A 17,511-nucleotide genomic window follows, 5' to 3' on the forward strand; every position below is an offset into this window, starting at 1 on the left:
TACCTATTCTCTTGCAAATGAGATATAATATAGGTAGCATTTTTGATAGAAAAGGATTTATATGAAAATTCTAATTGTAGAAGATGAAGACATGATCCGTGAGGGAATCAGTGATTATTTGACAGATTGTGGCTATGAAACCATTCAGGCTGCAGATGGCCTTGAAGCCTTGGAACAATTTTCAAATCACCAAGTGGCCCTGGTTCTCTTAGATATTCAAATGCCCAAATTCAATGGTTTAGAGGTCTTGTCAGAAATCCGTAAAAGCAGTCAAGTACCAGTCTTGATGTTGACAGCCTTTCAGGATGAGGAGTATAAGATGAGTGCCTTTGCTTCTCTAGCAGATGGGTATCTGGAAAAGCCTTTTTCCCTATCTTTGTTAAAGGTTCGGGTGGATGCTATCTTTAAACGTTATTATGATACTGGTCGTACCTTTACCTACAAGGATACCAAGGTAGATTTTGACAGTTATAGTGCCACAGTGTCCGGCCAAAATGTTCCTGTGAATGCAAAAGAGCTAGCAATCTTAGACTATCTGGTCAAAAATGAAGGCCGTGCCTTGACTCGGTTGCAGATTATCGATGCTGTTTGGAAGACGACAGATGAAGTTCCTTTTGACCGAGTGATCGATGTCTATATCAAGGAATTACGGAAAAAATTGGATTTAGATTGTATTCTTACCGTGCGCAATGTTGGTTATAAATTGGAGAGAAAATGAGACGATCTGGTTTATTTAAAAAGATTTTTATTTATACCTTCTCGGTATTTTCTACCTTAGTCATTTGTTTGCATTTGGCTATTTATTTCCTCTTTCCTTCGACCTATCTTACTCACCGTCAGGAAAGCATCGGACAGAAGGCAACAGAAATTGCTCAAACTCTCCAAGGAAAGGATAGTCAAACTATCCAGGAAGTCCTTGAACTTTATTCTCAAAGTAGCGATATAAAGGGAGCAATCAAGGGTGAAATGACTCAGGATAAGTTAGAAGTCAAGGACAATCTTCCCATTGATAAAGATCGACAGACGGCTTCCTTGGTCATCGAGGAAAGAGAAGTCCAATCTAAGGATGGTCAGACCTTGACCATACAGTTTATTGCTTCTATGGATTTGCAGAAAGAAGCAGAAGATATCAGCCTGCAATTTCTACCTTATACTCTGTTGGCTTCCTTTCTGATTTCGCTCCTAATAGCTTATATCTATGCGAGAAGCATTGTAGCTCCAATATTGGAAATCAAGCGAGTAACTCGGCGAATGATGGATTTGGATGCGGAAGTGCGTTTGCGCGTGGATTCTAAGGATGAGATTGGGGATCTCAAGGAGCAAATCAATAGCCTCTATCAGCATCTTTTAACGGTTATTGCGGACTTACATGAGAAGAACGAGGCTATCCTTCAGCTAGAAAAGATGAAAGTAGAGTTCTTGCGAGGTGCTTCCCACGAACTGAAAACACCTCTAGCTAGTCTAAAGATTCTTCTGGAGAATATGAAAGCCAATATTGGACGCTACAAAGATCGTGACCATTATCTGGGAGTTTCTTTGGGTATTGTGGATGATTTGAGTCACCATGTTCAGCAAATCTTATCTCTTTCTTCAGTGCAAGAATTACGAGATAAGAAGGAAGAAATCAACCTTCTTGAAATGACAAGTCTTCTATTAAAGGATTATGACTTGTTAGCCAAGGAGAGAGAAATCTCTATTGAGAATCATTTGACTAACCAGCAAACTTATCTAAATCCTTCAGTACTAAAGCTGATTCTTTCCAATCTTATCAGTAATGCTGTGAAGCATTCTATCCAAGGTGGCTATCTCAAAATCGGTGATAAGGATGGCTGGATATTTATTGAGAACAGTTGTACACTTGAGGAACAAGATAAATTTGAACAATCCTTTACGGCTTCTAGTCGACAAAGTAAGGGAGCTGGATTGGGACTCTTCGTAGTTAAAAGTTTATTAGAAAATGAAGAAATCGACTATCGTTTCGAAAGATATAACGACTACTTGGCATTTTACATGAACCTGCCTCAGAACAAGGATTAGACCAAGTGGGAAAAGGTTTACATATCTGAAAATAGAAGAAATTCAATCGAAACTACGGGAAAAACTAGCTTTTTTTGCTAAAAAGTGATAAAATGAACAATGTAAATGGGATGTCCCATAAAAATATACAGGAGGCCTGATAAAATGGCAATCGTTTCAGCAGAAAAATTTGTCCAAGCAGCTCGTGACAACGGTTATGCAGTTGGTGGATTTAACACAAACAACCTTGAGTGGACTCAAGCTATCTTGCGCGCAGCAGAAGCTAAAAAAGCTCCAGTTTTGATCCAAACTTCAATGGGTGCTGCTAAATACATGGGTGGTTACAAAGTTGCTCGCAACTTGATCGCTAACCTTGTTGAATCAATGGGTATCACTGTACCAGTAGCTATCCACCTTGACCACGGTCACTATGAAGATGCACTTGAGTGTATTCAAGTTGGTTATACTTCAGTTATGTTTGATGGTTCACACCTTCCAGTTGAAGAAAACCTTGAAAAAGCTCGTAAAGTTGTAGAATTTGCTCACGCAAATGGTGTATCAGTAGAAGCTGAAGTTGGAACTATCGGTGGTGAAGAAGACGGAATCATCGGTGATGGTGAATTGGCTCCAATCGAAGATGCTAAAGCAATGGTTGCAACTGGTATCGACTTCTTGGCAGCTGGTATCGGTAACATCCACGGTCCTTACCCTGCAAACTGGAAAGGTCTTCACCTTGACCACTTGCAAAAATTGACTGAAGCTGTACCAGGATTCCCAATCGTATTGCACGGTGGATCAGGTATTCCTGATGACCAAATCCAAGCAGCTATCAAACTTGGTGTTGCTAAAGTTAACGTTAATACTGAATGCCAAATCGCATTCGCTAACGCAACTCGTAAATTTGCTCGTGACTACGAAGCAAACGAAGCAGAATACGACAAGAAAAAACTCTTCGACCCACGTAAATTCTTGGCTGACGGTGTAAAAGCTATCCAAGCATCAGTTGAAGAACGTATCGACGTATTCGGTTCAGAAGGTAAAGCTTAATTAGGCTATAGATAGAAAATCTCGCTGCGGCGGGATTTTTCTTGCATAATGAATCTAGGAAAAATGTCATACGGAGGCAATGAAAAGATGAAATTCAAAGAGAGAATATTTAGTGGTGTCATTGATCGGCCGGTGGGGTTTGAAGATTCTTTTGGGAATGTCTATCCGATTAACTATGGCTACATACCTGAACTGATGGGGGGAGATGGCGAAGAGCAAGATGTTTATATTGTTTCCCATGATCAGCAACAGCCTCTGGAAGTCTTTACTGGAAAGTTGATTGCTATCATTCGACGTCGTGATGATATAGAAGACAAGTGGGTTTTAGCGCCCTTGGATGAGAAGGTTAATAAAGATTTGATTGCAGAGCAGACCTATTTTATGGAGCAGTATTTTGATTCTTGGATTGAAATGGTGGAGAAGAATAATGATTCAAGTAAGGGAGGTTATGAATAAGGATGAAAAATCTTTTCTTACGGCAGAAATTCTAACTGATTTGCAAAGTTGTTTGAAATTCATGAAACCTCCGGAGCATATATTGATGACTCTTTAATTGCAGTTTTAGCTACACTAGGTTCATTTGAAAAACTTGTTGGCATTGGATTGCTAGCGAACATAGGTTTTTCGGTGTTTAGGTGTGAGAGGGTTACAGTACTTTCGAAAGGAAACACAGCCATGATATTCGATCAGTCCTTGCAAGCTTACATACATGAAGTAGATGATGTTCTTGTAGCTTGGGAAGAAAAACCAAGTGGAAATTTTGAGGTGGAAGCTCAGTCGCTTGCAGCCAATTACCATAAAAATCTTTCCCGTATTCTTGCATTTATACTGCCTCATTTACAAGAATTTTACGAGTATTTGACAGATGAAGAAGCTACTGAAAAATTGGGTAAACCCATCATCGAGCCAGAGAGACAAACCGTTACTTTCTGTAATCAAACTTTTGATGATATTCATATTTTTTCTTTTGATTATCAGGGGCAAGACTTTGAAATTCTAAAGAATTTTGCCATTGATGGTTAAGGTTTCTTTTCAGTTTTAAAAAGAAGGGGAGAGACTGATGAGTACTGCTGATTTTGTCTTTGTAGAGACTAAAGAACCCGTATTCCTTGATTTACAAGCCTTTTGTGGTGCTTTGAGAGAAAGATTCCCAGGTATTATGGTTAGAGAAAGAACTAATCCCGAAAAAGCTTACTCGCTTTCTTGGGATTATCAAAGTCCTCAGCTTACCTTGGAAAGTTCACTGAGTAGCAATAAAGATGTTTTTGTAATAAATTACTTTGATTCAACAAACAGATTACAAGATTATGCCTCCTACATCATCTGGCTTCGGAAATGGTTTCCAGCTGAAGAGAAGGTTTTCTTTTGTGATGAAGGCTATGAGTATGTGTTTGAGCTTCCTAGTGTTTTACCCCAAAAAGAGTTGGAAAACTACTTACGAACAAGGTTTGATAAGTGAAGAAAAAGTTCGAAGACAAATATGATATGGAAAAGTGAAAAAGGAGAATCAGATGCTTACTAGAGATGAGATTTTAGTTGCTTTGCAAGATGCAATTACTGAATACCAAGAATTTGAGTTGGCAGATGAGATTATGGATGTTATGGAGCTTTATGATCAACCCTTTGATTTGGTTGCCCCCATTTTAGAATTTATTTCCGAGCATCCAGAAGTAGATTTTGGTTCTCCAGGTTACTTGGTTCACTTTGTGGAGAGATTTTATCATCAAGGCTATGAGGATTTATTGATGGAAGCTGTTGGTAAAAGACCTACCCCACATAACATTTGGATGCTTTATCGATGCTGTAATGGCAATGATCCAAATCTAGTCCCACAGATTCAGGCTTTGGTTGGAGAACTTAAGAAGGATAAGACTCTTGATTCACAAGTAAGAACTATGATCGAAAATTTGACTTGGTAGAGGAAGGTGATGATGAATCACCTTTTTATACTTTCTTAGGAATTCAAATTTTTGATATTAATTAACACTTGTTTTCCTTAGATATTTGCACTATAATAGGGTGTTATTAGAGCTTTCTTTCCTTATGTCGAAAAAGAAGGCAGATTTTTGGAGATAAGAAATCGTGTTTGAATGTTCAGGAACTTGATTTAACGATTTCTTTCTAAAGGGAGATAGATATGGCAATGATAGAAGTGGAACATCTTCAGAAAAATTTTGTGAAGACTGTTAAGGAACCAGGTTTGAAGGGGGCTTTGCGCTCCTTTATTCATCCTGAAAAGCAGACTTTTGAAGCGGTCAAGGATTTGACCTTTGAGGTGCCAAAGGGACAGATTTTAGGTTTTATCGGGGCTAATGGTGCTGGGAAGTCAACCACCATCAAAATGCTGACAGGGATTTTAAAACCGACATCTGGTTTTTGTCGGATTAACGGCAAGATTCCACAGGACAATCGCCAGGACTATGTTAAGGATATTGGGGTGGTCTTTGGTCAACGTACCCAGCTATGGTGGGATTTGGCTCTGCAAGAGACCTACACGGTGTTAAAAGAGATTTACGATGTGCCAGACTCGCTCTTCCATAAGCGCATGGATTTTTTGAATGAAGTCTTGGATTTGAAGGACTTTATCAAGGATCCCGTGCGGACTCTTTCACTTGGTCAACGGATGCGGGCGGACATTGCGGCTTCCTTGCTCCACAATCCTAAGGTTCTCTTTTTAGATGAGCCGACCATTGGGTTGGACGTTTCGGTCAAAGACAACATTCGTCGCGCCATTACTCAGATCAATCAAGAGGAAGAAACCACCATTCTTTTAACCACTCACGACCTAAGTGATATTGAGCAACTCTGTGATCGGATTTTTATGATTGACAAGGGGCAGGAGATTTTTGATGGAACGGTTAGCCAGCTCAAGGAAACCTTTGGCAAGATGAAGACTCTATCCTTCGATCTGACGCCAGGTCAAAGTCATCTCGTCTCTCATTATGAAGGCTTACCTGATATATCCATTGATAGACAAGGAAATAACCTGACTATTGAATTTGATAGTTCCCGCTACCAGTCGGCCGATATTATCAAGCAAACCTTATCTGATTTTGAGGTCCGTGATTTGAAGATGGTAGATACGGATATTGAGGATATTATCCGTCGCTTCTACCGAAAGGAGCTCTAAGATGGTCAAATTGTGGAGACGTTATAAACCCTTTATCAATGCAGGGATTCAGGAGTTGATTAGCTATCGAGTCAACTTTCTTCTTTATCGGATTGGCGATGTCATGGGAGCTTTTGTGGCTTTTTATCTATGGAAGGCTGTCTTTGATTCCTCCCAGGAGCCTTTGATTCAGGGCTTCAGTATGGCGGATATCACCCTCTACATCATCATGAGTTTTGTGACTAATCTTCTGACTAGGTCGGATTCTTCCTTTATGATTGGTGATGAGGTCAAGGATGGTTCCATTATCATGCGCTTGTTGCGACCAGTGCATTTTGCGGCTTCTTACCTCTTTACGGAGCTTGGTTCCAAGTGGTTGATTTTTATCTCTGTTGGCCTGCCATTTTTAAGTGTTATTGTCTTGATGAAAATCTTATCTGGGCAAGGTATTGTAGAAGTGCTGGGATTAACGGTCCTTTATCTCTTTAGCTTAACACTAGCCTATTTGATTAACTTCTTCTTTAATATCTGCTTTGGATTTTCAGCCTTTGTGTTTAAAAATCTCTGGGGTTCCAATTTACTCAAGACTTCAATAGTGGCTTTTATGTCTGGAAGTTTGATTCCCTTGGCTTTCTTTCCTAAGGTCGTTTCAGATATTCTCTCCTTCCTGCCTTTTTCATCTTTAATCTACACTCCGGTCATGATCATTGTTGGGAAATACGATGCTAGTCAGATTATTCAAGCACTCGCTTTGCAGTTTTTTTGGCTTTTAGTAATGGTGGGCTTGTCTCAGTTGATTTGGAAACGAGTCCAGTCATTTATCACCATTCAAGGAGGTTAGTATGAAAAAATATCAACGCATGCATCTGATTTTTATCAGACAATACATCAAACAAATCATGGAATACAAGGTTGATTTTGTGGTTGGTGTGCTGGGAGTTTTTCTGACTCAAGGCTTGAATCTCTTGTTTCTTAATGTCATTTTTCAACACATTCCATCCTTAGAAGGTTGGACCTTTCAAGAGATTGCCTTTATCTATGGATTTTCCTTGATTCCAAAGGGATTAGATCATCTCTTTTTTGACAATCTCTGGGCTTTAGGTCAACGACTAGTCCGAAAAGGAGAATTTGACAAGTATCTGACTCGTCCTATCAATCCCCTATTTCACATCCTGGTTGAGACCTTTCAGATTGATGCCTTGGGTGAGCTCTTGGTCGGTGGCATTTTACTGGGAACAACAGTGACCAGCATTGCTTGGACTCTTCCCAAATTCCTGATTTTCCTAGTCTGCATTCCTTTTGCGACCTTGATTTATACTTCTTTAAAAATCGCAACAGCCAGTATCGCTTTTTGGACCAAGCAGTCAGGTGCCATGATTTACATTTTTTATATGTTCAATGATTTCGCCAAATACCCGATTTCCATATACAATTCACTTCTTCGTTGGTTGATCAGTTTTATCGTGCCTTTTGCCTTTACGGCTTACTACCCTGCCAGCTATTTCTTGCAGGATAAGGATGGGCTTTTTAACATCGGAGGATTGGTTCTGATTTCCCTTATCTTCTTTGGAATCTCTCTAAAACTCTGGGATAGGGGCTTAGATGCCTATGAAAGTGCGGGTTCTTAATAGCAAAAATTGGATCAAATCATGAAAGGATTTTATGATGTTTGTAATTGAAGAAGTGAAAGATGCCAATCAAAAAATAGCAGTCGTTGCTGAAGTTTTAAAGGATTTGCCAGAATGGTTTGGAATACCAGAAAGTACGCAAGCCTATATCGAAGGAGCCAAGGACTTGCAAGTGTGGGCTGCCTATCAGGAGAGTGATTTGGCTGGATTTGTAAGTTTGTCCTATTCTAGTGAAGATTGCGCTGAGATTGATTGTCTCGGTGTAAAAAAAGCTCATCAAGGTAGAGGGATTGGGAATCAATTGCTTGCTGCTTTAGAAAGTGAAGCACGCAAAAACGTTGATTATTTACAAGTGAAAACAGTAGCAGAAGGCTCTAATAAAGATTATGATCGAACAAATGTCTTTTATCGCAGTCTTGGCTTTAAAAAATTAGAGATTTTTCCACAACTTTGGGGGCCTCAAAATCCTTGTCAGATTTTGATTAAAAAGATGGGTTAAGAATCCCTTGACATCCTTTCTTATAGTGCTATACTATAAGTGGAATCGCCGATTTAGCTCAGTTGGTAGAGCACCGCATTCGTAACGCGAAGGTCACAGGTTCGATCCCTGCAATCGGCATTTTTAGAAATGTAAAGAAATACAAAGAAAATTCAGAATGTTTATTTGAAGGCAATTATCACAAGTTGATTTTTAAAAATAATTTAGTATTTTATTTGAAAAAAACAGTAAAAAAGCGCAAAAAATCACTTCCTGTGCTATACTGTAATTGAAATTTTTTTAGTTTGGGCGTTAGAACTGTTTCCTCAGTCCTAGCGCCTTTTCTGTTTGATAAGTCTGTTTGGTGGAGAAATGATTTTGATACTCAATGAAAATCAAAGAGCAAAGTAGGAAACTAGCCGCAGGTTGCTCAAAGCACTGCTTTGAGGTTGTAGATAGAACCGACGAAGTCAGCTCAAAACACTGTTTTGAGGTTGCAGATGAAACTGACGAAGTCAGTAACATATATACGGCAAGGCGACGTTGACGCAGTTTGAAGAGATTTTCGAAGAGTATGAGAATCTTATGGGCGCAAGCAATGATGGCTTTCATCTTGCTTCCTCTTTGGGAAATTCGATTGTAAAAAGAAGAAAAAGCTGGATCCTTAGAATTTGCTGCAATCAATCCCGACATAGTCAAAGCTTGCTTGATATATCGATTTCCTTGCGTGATGTGTGAGGATATTTTAATGCCAGCACTTTCATAAGACTTTTGAGCATAGTCGGCAGAATAAACCTTTTAGAAGCGCCCTATTCCAACACATTGCAGAATTGTCCCGCGCTTGATTTCAGTATGGATAGTTTGAGGAGTTTTTCCAAGTAGAGAGGCAATTTCTCTATTTGATTTCCCTTCCTTTTTCCATCGTTCGATTAAGCGACGGCTATCGATTGTCAAATGTTTGGCTTTTGTAGTATAATAGCTTTGAATCTCTGTGCCTTTCTTGTGTTTGTGGTTGAACAACAAGTATAACACAGAGCTGTTTTCTTATGCCTATAAGAGATTTCATGTGACAAGAGGAGCCCCTGAAGCTGTTTTGTCAGCTAAAGCAAGGCTAGTCTTAGCCTTGGACACCAGCCTAACATCATCAAGCCGCATATCGAATGAAATCGAGTACTAGCTATAAGTTAGTTGAAGCATCTAATTTTTAGGAGGGCTGGGTGGCTAACTTCATTATAGAACTTTTAAATATCATAAAAAGTATAATAAAATTTTCTGAAAATAATTGACAAGAGCTGAATTTTCTTGTAAAATAAATAAAAATTAAATACAACACCGAATGAAGTTTAATAGAAGTGGAAAATCGTTTGATTTTTCATGACTGTAAATGGACGGAACTCTGGAGAGACCGTAAAGGCACCGAAGGGGCAAGGCAGGCAACTGCTCAAACTCTCAGGTAAAAGGACAGAGCAATGATAGAGCGCTTTTTGGCATTTATCGATGCATTCCAGAGTACGTGTTTTTAACATGTGCTCTTTCTTTTGGGGTTGAATAGATAGGAGAATGGTATGTTAAATTTGCTAAAAGAGCTGGATGCTCTGGTATGGGGCCCACCCCTTTTAATTTTATTGGTTGGTACAGGAATATATTTAACTCTTCGTTTAGGACTCTTACAGATCTTGCGTCTTCCTAAGGCATTTCAACTTATTTTTACCAAGGATAAGGGACATGGGGATGTTTCGAGCTTTGCTGCTTTGTGTACAGCCCTAGCAGCAACTGTTGGTACAGGAAATATTATCGGGGTTGCAACGGCTATAAAGGTTGGTGGACCAGGTGCTCTTTTTTGGATGTGGGTGGCTGCTTTCTTTGGAATGGCAACCAAGTATGCAGAAGGACTACTTGCTATCAAATATCGAACCAAGGATGACCATGGTGCGGTAGCAGGAGGACCGATGCATTATATCCTTCTAGGTATGGGCGAAAAATGGCGCCCTCTTGCAATCTTCTTTGCTATAGCTGGAGTATTGGTTGCACTTTTGGGAATCGGTACTTTTACCCAAGTGAATTCTATTACAGAATCCGTGCAAAATACGGCTAGTATTGATCCGACAATTACTGCACTTGTTTTATCTATTTTCGTAGGGATCGCAGTCTTTGGTGGGCTCAAGTCTATTTCTAAGGTGTCAACTACAGTTGTTCCCTTTATGGCTATTGTCTATATCTTGGGAACCTTGACAGTTATTCTCTTTAATATCGAGAAACTCCCTGCAACTCTGGCCTTGGTCTTTACATCAGCTTTTAGTCCAGTGGCTGCAGTAGGAGGCTTTGCAGGAGCCAGTATCCGAACTGCTATTCAAAATGGTGTGGCACGTGGTGTCTTCTCAAACGAGTCTGGATTGGGTTCAGCTCCCATTGCGGCTGCGGCAGCTAAGACCAACGAACCGGTGGAGCAAGGTTTGATTTCCATGACAGGAACCTTTATTGATACCTTGATTATCTGTACTTTGACTGGTCTGACAATCTTGGTGACTGGGGTTTGGAATGGTAATTTAGATGGTGTTGCTCTAACTCAGTCAGCTTTTTCTACAGTATTTTCTTTCTTTGGACCTGCTCTTCTAACAATCTTTTTAGTACTTTTTGCCTTTACTACGATTTTGGGATGGAACTATTACGGAGAGCGTTGTTTTGAATTTCTCTTTGGCGTTCGCTTTATCTGGCTTTATCGTGTGGTCTTTGTGCTTATGGTCTTGCTGGGAGGATTTATCGAGCTGGATATGGTCTGGGTCATTGCGGATATTGTTAATGCCCTCATGGCTCTACCAAACTTGATTGCACTCTTAGCCTTGTCGCCAGTTGTTATTGCTGAGACTAAGAAGTATTTTGATAAATAATGTAAGATTGATATTACCATTTATAGATAAGACTAGCATCTGTTTGTGAGATGCTAGTTTTTTCACTTCTAGAGCTAGTTTTTTATTTTATACTCAATGAAAATCAAAGAGCAAACTAGGAAACTAGCCACAGGTTGCTCAAAACACTGTTTTGAGGTTGTAGATAGAACTGACGAAGTCAGCTCAAAACACTGTTTTGAGGTTGCAGATGAAACTGATGAAGTCAGTCACATATATACGGCAAGGCGACGTTGACGCGGTTTGAAGAGATTTTCGAAGAGTATTATGTCATAAGATGAATGAAATTCAAGAGTACATCTTTTATGATATCCTTTATTTGCACTTTTATTTATTGTATAATAGTCAGCATAAATCTGTTTTTGGTCTAATATGTCTTGTTTCATCTGTGTGCGAAAGAGAAATAAACTGGAGGTATTTATGTCAAAAGATATTCAAAAATTAGTGACTTCACAGGGAATAGCGAATCTAGCAGATGTCTTTTTTAGAGTCATTGTGATTGCAAATGTGTTTGTCTTATCTGGTTCGGTCATTTCAACCTCCCTAGTACCAATTCTGATAGGTCTATCCTCCTTTTTAGCCAGTTTCTTAGTCCCGTTAGTAACAAAGAGATTAGCTTTAAATCGTGTTCTTTTCTTGACTCAATTTGGTAAGACGATTCTGTTAGCGATTTTGGTTTTTCTACTCAAGCAATCTGAAACTATTTCCCTCCCTCTTTTATATGCTATTGTCACTTTAATCTCCGTTTTGGATGGTTTTGCAGCACCTGTTTCCTATGCGATTGTTCCACGCTATGCAAGAGATTTAGCTAAAGCGAATGCAGCCATTTCTATGAGTGGAGAAAGTGTGCAACTCGTTGGTTGGGGCTTAGGAGGTTTCTTATTTGCGAGTCTGGGAATGAATCCTAGTCTGCTCATTGTGTTAGTTTTGTTTACAATTTCGACGATTTTGATGTTTGGTTTGCCACTTGTAGAAAAAGAAGAGTTATCCTCTGAAACAAGTCTTGAGACGTTAACAAAAGGTTGGCGATTGGTGGCTAAAGAATCAAGATTACGCTTTATTGTCCAAGCCAATCTTTTAGAAATTTTAGCCAATGCTATCTGGGTATCTTCAGTTTTACTTGTGTTTGTGACTGAGATTTTACATCGGTCAGAAAGCTATTGGGGATACGTCAATACATCCTATTCCTTGGGAATTATCTTGGGAGGAGCTATTATCTTCCGTCTAGCAGAGAAAGTTGTTACCTATAAATATCAAACTATGACCTTTTCTTTGTTAGCGACAGCACTAGTAACTCTGTTGATAGTGCTATTTCCAAATGCACCTATTTTTCTATTCCTATCTCTAGTAATTGGTTTTCTATCTCAAATCAAGGAAGTTCCTGAGAGTGTGTTTTTACAGGAATCGGTTGATGAGAAGGAACTTGTGAATGTTTACTCCGTTATCGAAGTTGTCTCTACATTGGCCTTTTCTGCTTCTGTTTTTCTAATGAGTTTTATCACAGAATATTTTGGTGTATTTACTGGCTTTGGCTTAGCTATCTTCTGCTTGCTGGTAGAATCTATCTTAGTTTTAAGAAACAAGCATCAGATAAATTAACAGTATGATCACACATCTGGTGTGATTTTTTTGTTTTCATAAAAATTTTTTATCAGTGCAATTTAAAATATATATTATGCAAGGTATAGATTCTGTGTTAGACTTATTGTCAACGAAAAGCTAATGAATCATCAATCAAGGCAAGGATTTGTTCAATAGGCTGATGAGATTTCGTAAGATTTTCGCAGAAACCATTCAATTACAAAACGAAAAGAGGTCCCCTTATGACAACATTTACTATCCACACAGTAGAATCAGCACCAGCAGAAGTGAAAGAAGTTCTTGAAACGGTACAAAAGGACAACAATGGTTATATCCCAAATCTTATCGGTCTTTTGGCCAATGCCCCTACAGCCCTAGAGGCTTATCGCACTGTTGGAGCTATTAACCGTCGCAATAGTCTAACACCTGTAGAACGAGAAGTGGTGCAAATCACTGCAGCTGTAACCAACGGTTGTGCCTTCTGCGTCGCTGGCCATACAGCCTTTTCTATCAAGCAAATCCAGATGAACGATGACCTACTTCAAGCCCTTCGCAATCGTACTCCAATCGAAAGCGATCCTAAGCTGGATACTCTAGCTAAGTTTACCTTGGCAGTTATCAATACCAAAGGGCGCGTAGGAGATGAAGCTCTTGGAGAATTTCTTGAAGCAGGCTATACACAAGAAAATGCCTTGGATGTTGTTCTCGGTGTCAGTCTAGCAAGTCTTTGTAACTATGCCAACAACCTAGCTAACACACCGATTAATCCAGAATTACAACCTTATGCATAAGAGGAGGGCAGAGTATGGGATTTTTTTCAGAAGAATTTTTAAGTTGGTTAGACCAGCACGCCGATGAAATTGACAAAAAATCATGTCAAGCTGGAGAAGAGCTGATTGAGAAAATTGCTGCAGAAGGTGCCTTTCGTGTAGGAGTACCAAAAGTTCTTGGAGGGCTAGGTGGAAGTGATCAAGATGTTATCGATATCCTTGCAGAACTCGCTCAACATTCCTTAACAGCCTCCTTTATCTCATGGGGGCAACGAACTTTAATAGACAATATTCTTCATACTGATAATGCTTATTTCAAAGAAGTTTACTTGGAAAAACTCTTATCAGGAGAATATGCAGGTGCTACGGCCTTATCTAATGCGGTCAAGTATCTATCTGACTTAGAGGAACTAAATGTTCGAATCCTTGAAGAAAATGGAAATTATTATCTTAAAGGACGACTTCCTTGGGTGACCAATGCTCGTAGGGATCGCTTCCTCACTATTTTTGTAGCAGGATTTGCAGATGATCCGAGTACAAGTTATGTAGTAGCTGTACCATCGGACGCAGAAAACTTTAGTCGTTCCGAAGATTTGGAATTTGTTTCTCTCCAAGGAGGAAATACAGCAGCTCTGACTTTTAACAAGGTATCTTTAAAGGAAGAGTGGATTCTATCGAGGGATGCCCATCAATTTTTAGCGCAAAATCGTCCAGCCTTTTTAGGCTACCAATTTGGCCTAGCCTTTGGTTTGGCTGAACGTTCACTCTCAGAAGTCGAAAAAGAATTGGGGAAACGAGGTGTCTTGAAGGAAGAATGGCAGCATCAGGTCGAACAGTTAGATGATATTCGACATTCTCTCTATCAAGGACTATCTGAAGAGTCCTATTTCGTTAGAAATCCGCGTGAGCTATTCCAGTTACGAATTGATATTGTTGATATTGTTGCTCAAAGTCTCTTGTTAGAACTACAAGCTGGTGGCGGTAGAGGATATTTTAGTAAATCGACATCCGGTTTCATACGTCGTTGGAATGAAGGTGCCTTTTTACCAATTGTTTCTCCTAGTGCAGTGCAATTGCGACATATTCTAGCGACAAACTAACAATAAAGAAAATAAAAACGAGGTTTATCTTTTTAAACTTCGTTTTTTATCCTTCATTTAAGCGCTTTTATGCTATACTGATAATAACATGACTATTGGAGGTTCACATGAAAAAACTCCCCTTGGCCTTTTCAGGGTGCTTATTGGGATTGGCTGGAGCAGGCAATCTCATCCTGGATATTTTTCCACTATTATCGCACGTCTTTAGTTTGTCAGGCTTGATTTTATGGTTTTATTTTTTATACAGTCATCTTAGTGATTGGCAAGAGAGCCAGCAAGAACTTAAGAAAGCTCCTCTATTATCGGGAATGGCGACCTTTCCCATGGCAGGGATGATTTTATCAACCTACTTACTGCGAATCTTACCTACGAGTATGGGTATCATAGCACAAGCTCTTTGGTGGTTTGCCTTTCTACTAGATGTAGGGTTAATCATCTACTTCACTAAAAATTATGTGCAGACTAAACCAAGAACGAACGCAACGCCAAGTTGGACAGTTCTTTATGTGGGGATAGCAGTAGCAAGCTTGACCTACCCAGTGGTGGGTATAGTCGAGATTGCCTATGGTGCTTGGATTTTTGGCTTTACCTTAACCCTTTTCCTTTATCCTCTGATTTATCAAGATTTGAAAAGTAATCCATTGCCACGGGCTTTACTGGGGCAAGAAGGAATTTATTGTGCTCCCTTTTCTCTACTGTTGGCAGCACTCGTTCGAATCGGAGGTTCAGCTCTTCATGTCTGGATTTTGCTGATCATGATCCTTGCCTCACAGACTTTCTTTTTCTTTGTCCTCAGTCGATTGCCAAGGATTTTAAAACAGGGATTTCAACCAGCTTTTTCAGCTCTAACCTTCCCAACTATCATCACAGCAACTTCATTGAAAATGGCCCAAGGCATTCTGCAGTTTCCAGTCCTTAACCTCCTCGTTTGGCTGGAAACTATCATTTGTTTAACAATCCTTGTCTATGTATTAGTAGAATATATGCGGTATTTAAGGAACTAAAAAAGCCCCTAGCACTGAGAAGTGTTAGGGGATGTTGTCGATAATAGACAGAATCATACTCTTCGAAAATCAAATTCAAACCACGTCAGCGTCGCCTTGCCGTACTCAAGTACAGCTTGCGGCTAGCTTCCTAGTTTGCTCTTTGATTTTCATTGAGTATCAATTAGTTCAGCTTTCTCCTACTGTTCTTCATGTTCGGATAAAAAATAATAAGTCATAGTACCAAAGATTGATCCTACTCCGAGTCCTACTAGTAGGAAAAATGCGATCATTTTGAGTTCTAGAAACTGCAAGAAGAAATCTGTAATCGAGTGATTTTCAAGAAGTACTTTTTTGGAAAATAGGATAAATAAGTAGAGAGTTGGGATGCTAGTTCCAACTAACCAACTTCTAAATTTGATTTGACGCTTGTTGTAAGTGATTTGTGGAATCTCGGATTGATCATCATCTTCTAAGTGGAGCCCTCTAGTAGAATACCTTGCCTTGAGACTGAGGGCAAAAATCATCAAGAAGTAGAGATAGGGCATAGCCGTTCGAACTATCTCTATAAAGCGCCCAAACAAAAGATAGAACAGGAAGAGAAAGAAGGAAGAGTAAAAGATTTGGACCATGGAACGGGCGCAAGCCTTATAGATGACCTCTTGACGGCATTCATCAAAGGGTCCTTGGATATGAAAGAAATTTCGAACTAAGCGAGTGGTTAAGTCTTCTTTTTTCATGGTAGTGACCTCTTAATAACCTTGTTTTTGATTAGCTTCTTTAAAGAGTTGATAGAGAGTATAGAAGTAGATTAGACTAAAAACGATACAGATGGTTAGAAATAATAGATATCTCCAATCCATAGAATTCGTTAACAGTTGTGGGAAAGATACGAGGATAAAGCAGAGAGATGCGTTTAAGAGGCGTATTTTTTTTGATGTGATTTTCTGAAATCTTTGTCCTTTGTTCAAGACAGGAAGGGCTATGAGGAAGATGATCAGAAAAGGACGCGTAATTTGGTCATAAACTAGGAAAACTGTCATAAAGATACTGACCAAAATATGACTGAGAATTAAAGTTTGTAGTGATTTCATAAGTTTCCTCCTAATCGTCGTCTTGATCTTCTCTAGCTTTTTGAATACGAAGAGTGATGACAATATGCACTGTTAATCCGAAAAAGAAGGCTGCAACGATGGTCGACAAGATACTTCTGGTATTCAGAAGAGAGGTAAGATAGCTTTTGCTATCATCCATTAGGATATCGAGAAGTGGCATTCCAAACAACATGGCTATTCCATAGCCAAGACCAGCTTTAAGTCCGGGATTACGTAACTGTTTCTTTTCCTTCTGGCTCAACATATCAGGATCGATAGCAGCAATACCAGTTTTTTTAGTTTGAGTAGTGACATAAAGAGCACAAACCATGGAAATTAGAAAGATAATGATTGGATATCCAAAAGCGACTACTTGGGGATATCTAAAAGCAAGGACAAAGGGAATAAGATTGCCTAGAGTCATGAGGTAAAAGAGAATCATAAAGACTTTATTCCCGATGTGGTCAGCCTCGCGTCGTTTGTGTTCATCAAGTGGCCCTGAAATGCCATAGATACGTTTGATTAGTTTTTCATCGAGGGGTTCTTTTTTCATTTTTCTTCTTCTTTTTAAAAATCGTCCTCCCAAAAGAGACTGTTGAGGTCAGTTTGGAGGCTTCGAGCGAGATTGAGACAGAGTTCCAGAGTTGGATTGTACTTGTCGTTTTCAATCATGTTTATAGTTTGCCTAGAGACACCGATATCCTTGGCGAGCTCAAGCTGGGACATGCCCAGTTCCTTGCGGAATTCTTTCACACGATTCATGCTTCCTCCTTTTTAGTTTATGTCACATATATTTGAC

Annotated in this window: 21 protein-coding genes, 1 tRNA gene, 1 pseudogene and 1 riboswitch; of the genes and pseudogenes, 17 read left to right on the forward strand and 6 right to left on the reverse strand. The window is 39.4% G+C overall.

Annotated elements, in window-relative coordinates; all coding sequences use genetic code 11:
- Positions 1–61: 61 nt before the first annotated feature.
- The 12 genes from vncR to O3658_RS03840 all read left to right on the forward strand — a co-directional run bounded on the left by vncR (position 62) and on the right by O3658_RS03840 (position 8,419).
- Positions 62–718 carry a response regulator transcription factor VncR gene (vncR, locus tag O3658_RS03785; RefSeq protein ID WP_371559408.1) on the forward strand — a complete coding sequence of 219 codons (657 nt, stop codon included), beginning with the start codon at positions 62–64 and terminating at the stop codon, positions 716–718.
- Complete coding sequence (gene vncS / locus O3658_RS03790; RefSeq protein ID WP_371559409.1) at positions 715–2,037, forward strand: sensor histidine kinase VncS; 1,323 nt, start codon at positions 715–717, stop codon at positions 2,035–2,037. The genes vncR and vncS overlap by 4 nt, the downstream gene beginning before the upstream one ends.
- 144 nt (positions 2,038–2,181) lie before the next feature.
- Positions 2,182–3,063: a class II fructose-bisphosphate aldolase gene (locus O3658_RS03795; RefSeq protein ID WP_001019005.1), complete on the forward strand. Its 882-nt coding sequence runs from the start codon at positions 2,182–2,184 to the stop codon at positions 3,061–3,063.
- 87 nt (positions 3,064–3,150) lie between these two features.
- Positions 3,151–3,519 (forward strand): inorganic diphosphatase, encoded by a 369-nt coding sequence (locus tag O3658_RS03800; RefSeq protein ID WP_371559411.1) that lies wholly within the window; start codon positions 3,151–3,153, stop codon positions 3,517–3,519.
- A gap of 48 nt (positions 3,520–3,567) precedes the next feature.
- A complete protein-coding gene (locus O3658_RS03805) occupies positions 3,568–4,086 on the forward strand; it encodes a hypothetical protein (RefSeq protein WP_371559413.1) in 519 nt (172 codons plus the stop codon).
- Between the two features lie 37 nt (positions 4,087–4,123).
- Positions 4,124–4,522, forward strand: coding sequence for a hypothetical protein (locus O3658_RS03810; RefSeq protein ID WP_371559415.1), 399 nt, complete (start codon positions 4,124–4,126; stop codon positions 4,520–4,522).
- A gap of 52 nt (positions 4,523–4,574) precedes the next feature.
- The gene (locus tag O3658_RS03815) at positions 4,575–4,982 is read left to right on the forward strand and encodes a hypothetical protein (RefSeq protein WP_371559417.1); all 408 of its coding nucleotides are present in this window, start codon (positions 4,575–4,577) and stop codon (positions 4,980–4,982) included.
- A 218-nt stretch (positions 4,983–5,200) separates the two neighbouring features.
- Complete coding sequence (locus tag O3658_RS03820) at positions 5,201–6,193, forward strand: ATP-binding cassette domain-containing protein (protein WP_371559419.1); 993 nt, start codon at positions 5,201–5,203, stop codon at positions 6,191–6,193.
- A gap of 1 nt (position 6,194) precedes the next feature.
- Complete coding sequence (locus O3658_RS03825) at positions 6,195–7,013, forward strand: ABC transporter permease (RefSeq protein WP_371559421.1); 819 nt, start codon at positions 6,195–6,197, stop codon at positions 7,011–7,013.
- Between the two features lies 1 nt (position 7,014).
- Complete coding sequence (locus tag O3658_RS03830; RefSeq protein WP_371559423.1) at positions 7,015–7,800, forward strand: ABC transporter permease; 786 nt, start codon at positions 7,015–7,017, stop codon at positions 7,798–7,800.
- 37 nt (positions 7,801–7,837) lie between these two features.
- Positions 7,838–8,299: a GNAT family N-acetyltransferase gene (locus O3658_RS03835; protein ID WP_371559459.1), complete on the forward strand. Its 462-nt coding sequence runs from the start codon at positions 7,838–7,840 to the stop codon at positions 8,297–8,299.
- Positions 8,300–8,346: 47 nt separating this feature from the next.
- Positions 8,347–8,419, forward strand: a tRNA-Thr gene (locus tag O3658_RS03840).
- Positions 8,420–8,590: 171 nt separating this feature from the next.
- On the opposite strand, the gene O3658_RS03845 is transcribed toward O3658_RS03840, so the two are convergent.
- The gene (locus tag O3658_RS03845; RefSeq protein WP_371559425.1) at positions 8,591–8,971 is read right to left on the reverse strand and encodes a hypothetical protein; all 381 of its coding nucleotides are present in this window, start codon (positions 8,969–8,971) and stop codon (positions 8,591–8,593) included.
- Between the two features lie 108 nt (positions 8,972–9,079).
- A pseudogene (locus O3658_RS03850) lies at positions 9,080–9,265 on the reverse strand (helix-turn-helix domain-containing protein); the annotation flags it as partial.
- A gap of 399 nt (positions 9,266–9,664) precedes the next feature.
- A riboswitch (glycine riboswitch) is annotated at positions 9,665–9,753 on the forward strand.
- Between the two features lie 90 nt (positions 9,754–9,843).
- Between O3658_RS03850 and O3658_RS03855 the strand changes: the two are divergent.
- The 5 genes from O3658_RS03855 to O3658_RS03875 all read left to right on the forward strand — a co-directional run bounded on the left by O3658_RS03855 (position 9,844) and on the right by O3658_RS03875 (position 15,639).
- The gene (locus O3658_RS03855; RefSeq protein ID WP_371559426.1) at positions 9,844–11,166 is read left to right on the forward strand and encodes an alanine/glycine:cation symporter family protein; all 1,323 of its coding nucleotides are present in this window, start codon (positions 9,844–9,846) and stop codon (positions 11,164–11,166) included.
- 438 nt (positions 11,167–11,604) lie between these two features.
- On the forward strand, positions 11,605–12,783 hold the full coding sequence (locus O3658_RS03860) for a ryptide export MFS transporter (RefSeq protein ID WP_371559428.1): 1,179 nt from the start codon (positions 11,605–11,607) through the stop codon (positions 12,781–12,783).
- 224 nt (positions 12,784–13,007) lie between these two features.
- Positions 13,008–13,556, forward strand: coding sequence for a carboxymuconolactone decarboxylase family protein (locus O3658_RS03865; protein ID WP_045763587.1), 549 nt, complete (start codon positions 13,008–13,010; stop codon positions 13,554–13,556).
- 14 nt (positions 13,557–13,570) lie between these two features.
- Positions 13,571–14,635, forward strand: a complete 1,065-nt coding sequence (locus tag O3658_RS03870; RefSeq protein WP_371559430.1) for an acyl-CoA dehydrogenase family protein — start codon at positions 13,571–13,573, stop codon at positions 14,633–14,635.
- Between the two features lie 107 nt (positions 14,636–14,742).
- Positions 14,743–15,639, forward strand: a complete 897-nt coding sequence (locus tag O3658_RS03875; protein WP_371559432.1) for a TDT family transporter — start codon at positions 14,743–14,745, stop codon at positions 15,637–15,639.
- A gap of 179 nt (positions 15,640–15,818) precedes the next feature.
- Here the strand turns inward: O3658_RS03875 and O3658_RS03880 are convergent, their stop codons facing one another.
- The 4 genes from O3658_RS03880 to O3658_RS03895 are packed head-to-tail and all read right to left on the reverse strand — an operon-like array spanning position 15,819 to position 17,474.
- Positions 15,819–16,358, reverse strand: coding sequence for a DUF3278 domain-containing protein (locus tag O3658_RS03880; RefSeq protein ID WP_371559434.1), 540 nt, complete (start codon positions 16,356–16,358; stop codon positions 15,819–15,821).
- A gap of 12 nt (positions 16,359–16,370) precedes the next feature.
- The gene (locus tag O3658_RS03885) at positions 16,371–16,712 is read right to left on the reverse strand and encodes a hypothetical protein (RefSeq protein ID WP_371559436.1); all 342 of its coding nucleotides are present in this window, start codon (positions 16,710–16,712) and stop codon (positions 16,371–16,373) included.
- Between the two features lie 10 nt (positions 16,713–16,722).
- Positions 16,723–17,265, reverse strand: coding sequence for a DUF3278 domain-containing protein (locus O3658_RS03890; protein WP_371559437.1), 543 nt, complete (start codon positions 17,263–17,265; stop codon positions 16,723–16,725).
- Between the two features lie 14 nt (positions 17,266–17,279).
- Positions 17,280–17,474 (reverse strand): helix-turn-helix transcriptional regulator, encoded by a 195-nt coding sequence (locus O3658_RS03895; protein WP_001082478.1) that lies wholly within the window; start codon positions 17,472–17,474, stop codon positions 17,280–17,282.
- Positions 17,475–17,511 lie beyond the last annotated feature (37 nt).

This window comes from Streptococcus sp. 27098_8_69, assembly GCF_041432445.1.
GTDB lineage: Bacteria > Bacillota > Bacilli > Lactobacillales > Streptococcaceae > Streptococcus.

What these genes read in the sequence shown, in the direction of transcription:
- vncR (WP_371559408.1), top strand. Translation starts at nt 62, where the DNA reads ATGAAAATTCTAATTGTAGAAGATGAAGACATGATCCGTGAGGGAATC.
- vncS (WP_371559409.1), top strand. Translation starts at nt 715, where the DNA reads ATGAGACGATCTGGTTTATTTAAAAAGATTTTTATTTATACCTTCTCG.
- O3658_RS03795 (WP_001019005.1), top strand. Translation starts at nt 2,182, where the DNA reads ATGGCAATCGTTTCAGCAGAAAAATTTGTCCAAGCAGCTCGTGACAAC.
- O3658_RS03800 (WP_371559411.1), top strand. Translation starts at nt 3,151, where the DNA reads ATGAAATTCAAAGAGAGAATATTTAGTGGTGTCATTGATCGGCCGGTG.
- O3658_RS03810 (WP_371559415.1), top strand. Translation starts at nt 4,124, where the DNA reads ATGAGTACTGCTGATTTTGTCTTTGTAGAGACTAAAGAACCCGTATTC.
- O3658_RS03815 (WP_371559417.1), top strand. Translation starts at nt 4,575, where the DNA reads ATGCTTACTAGAGATGAGATTTTAGTTGCTTTGCAAGATGCAATTACT.
- O3658_RS03820 (WP_371559419.1), top strand. Translation starts at nt 5,201, where the DNA reads ATGGCAATGATAGAAGTGGAACATCTTCAGAAAAATTTTGTGAAGACT.
- O3658_RS03825 (WP_371559421.1), top strand. Translation starts at nt 6,195, where the DNA reads ATGGTCAAATTGTGGAGACGTTATAAACCCTTTATCAATGCAGGGATT.
- O3658_RS03830 (WP_371559423.1), top strand. Translation starts at nt 7,015, where the DNA reads ATGAAAAAATATCAACGCATGCATCTGATTTTTATCAGACAATACATC.
- O3658_RS03835 (WP_371559459.1), top strand. Translation starts at nt 7,838, where the DNA reads ATGTTTGTAATTGAAGAAGTGAAAGATGCCAATCAAAAAATAGCAGTC.
- O3658_RS03845 (WP_371559425.1), bottom strand. Translation starts at nt 8,971, where the DNA reads ATGTCGGGATTGATTGCAGCAAATTCTAAGGATCCAGCTTTTTCTTCT.
- O3658_RS03855 (WP_371559426.1), top strand. Translation starts at nt 9,844, where the DNA reads ATGTTAAATTTGCTAAAAGAGCTGGATGCTCTGGTATGGGGCCCACCC.
- O3658_RS03860 (WP_371559428.1), top strand. Translation starts at nt 11,605, where the DNA reads ATGTCAAAAGATATTCAAAAATTAGTGACTTCACAGGGAATAGCGAAT.
- O3658_RS03865 (WP_045763587.1), top strand. Translation starts at nt 13,008, where the DNA reads ATGACAACATTTACTATCCACACAGTAGAATCAGCACCAGCAGAAGTG.
- O3658_RS03870 (WP_371559430.1), top strand. Translation starts at nt 13,571, where the DNA reads ATGGGATTTTTTTCAGAAGAATTTTTAAGTTGGTTAGACCAGCACGCC.
- O3658_RS03875 (WP_371559432.1), top strand. Translation starts at nt 14,743, where the DNA reads ATGAAAAAACTCCCCTTGGCCTTTTCAGGGTGCTTATTGGGATTGGCT.
- O3658_RS03880 (WP_371559434.1), bottom strand. Translation starts at nt 16,358, where the DNA reads ATGAAAAAAGAAGACTTAACCACTCGCTTAGTTCGAAATTTCTTTCAT.
- O3658_RS03885 (WP_371559436.1), bottom strand. Translation starts at nt 16,712, where the DNA reads ATGAAATCACTACAAACTTTAATTCTCAGTCATATTTTGGTCAGTATC.
- O3658_RS03890 (WP_371559437.1), bottom strand. Translation starts at nt 17,265, where the DNA reads ATGAAAAAAGAACCCCTCGATGAAAAACTAATCAAACGTATCTATGGC.
- O3658_RS03895 (WP_001082478.1), bottom strand. Translation starts at nt 17,474, where the DNA reads ATGAATCGTGTGAAAGAATTCCGCAAGGAACTGGGCATGTCCCAGCTT.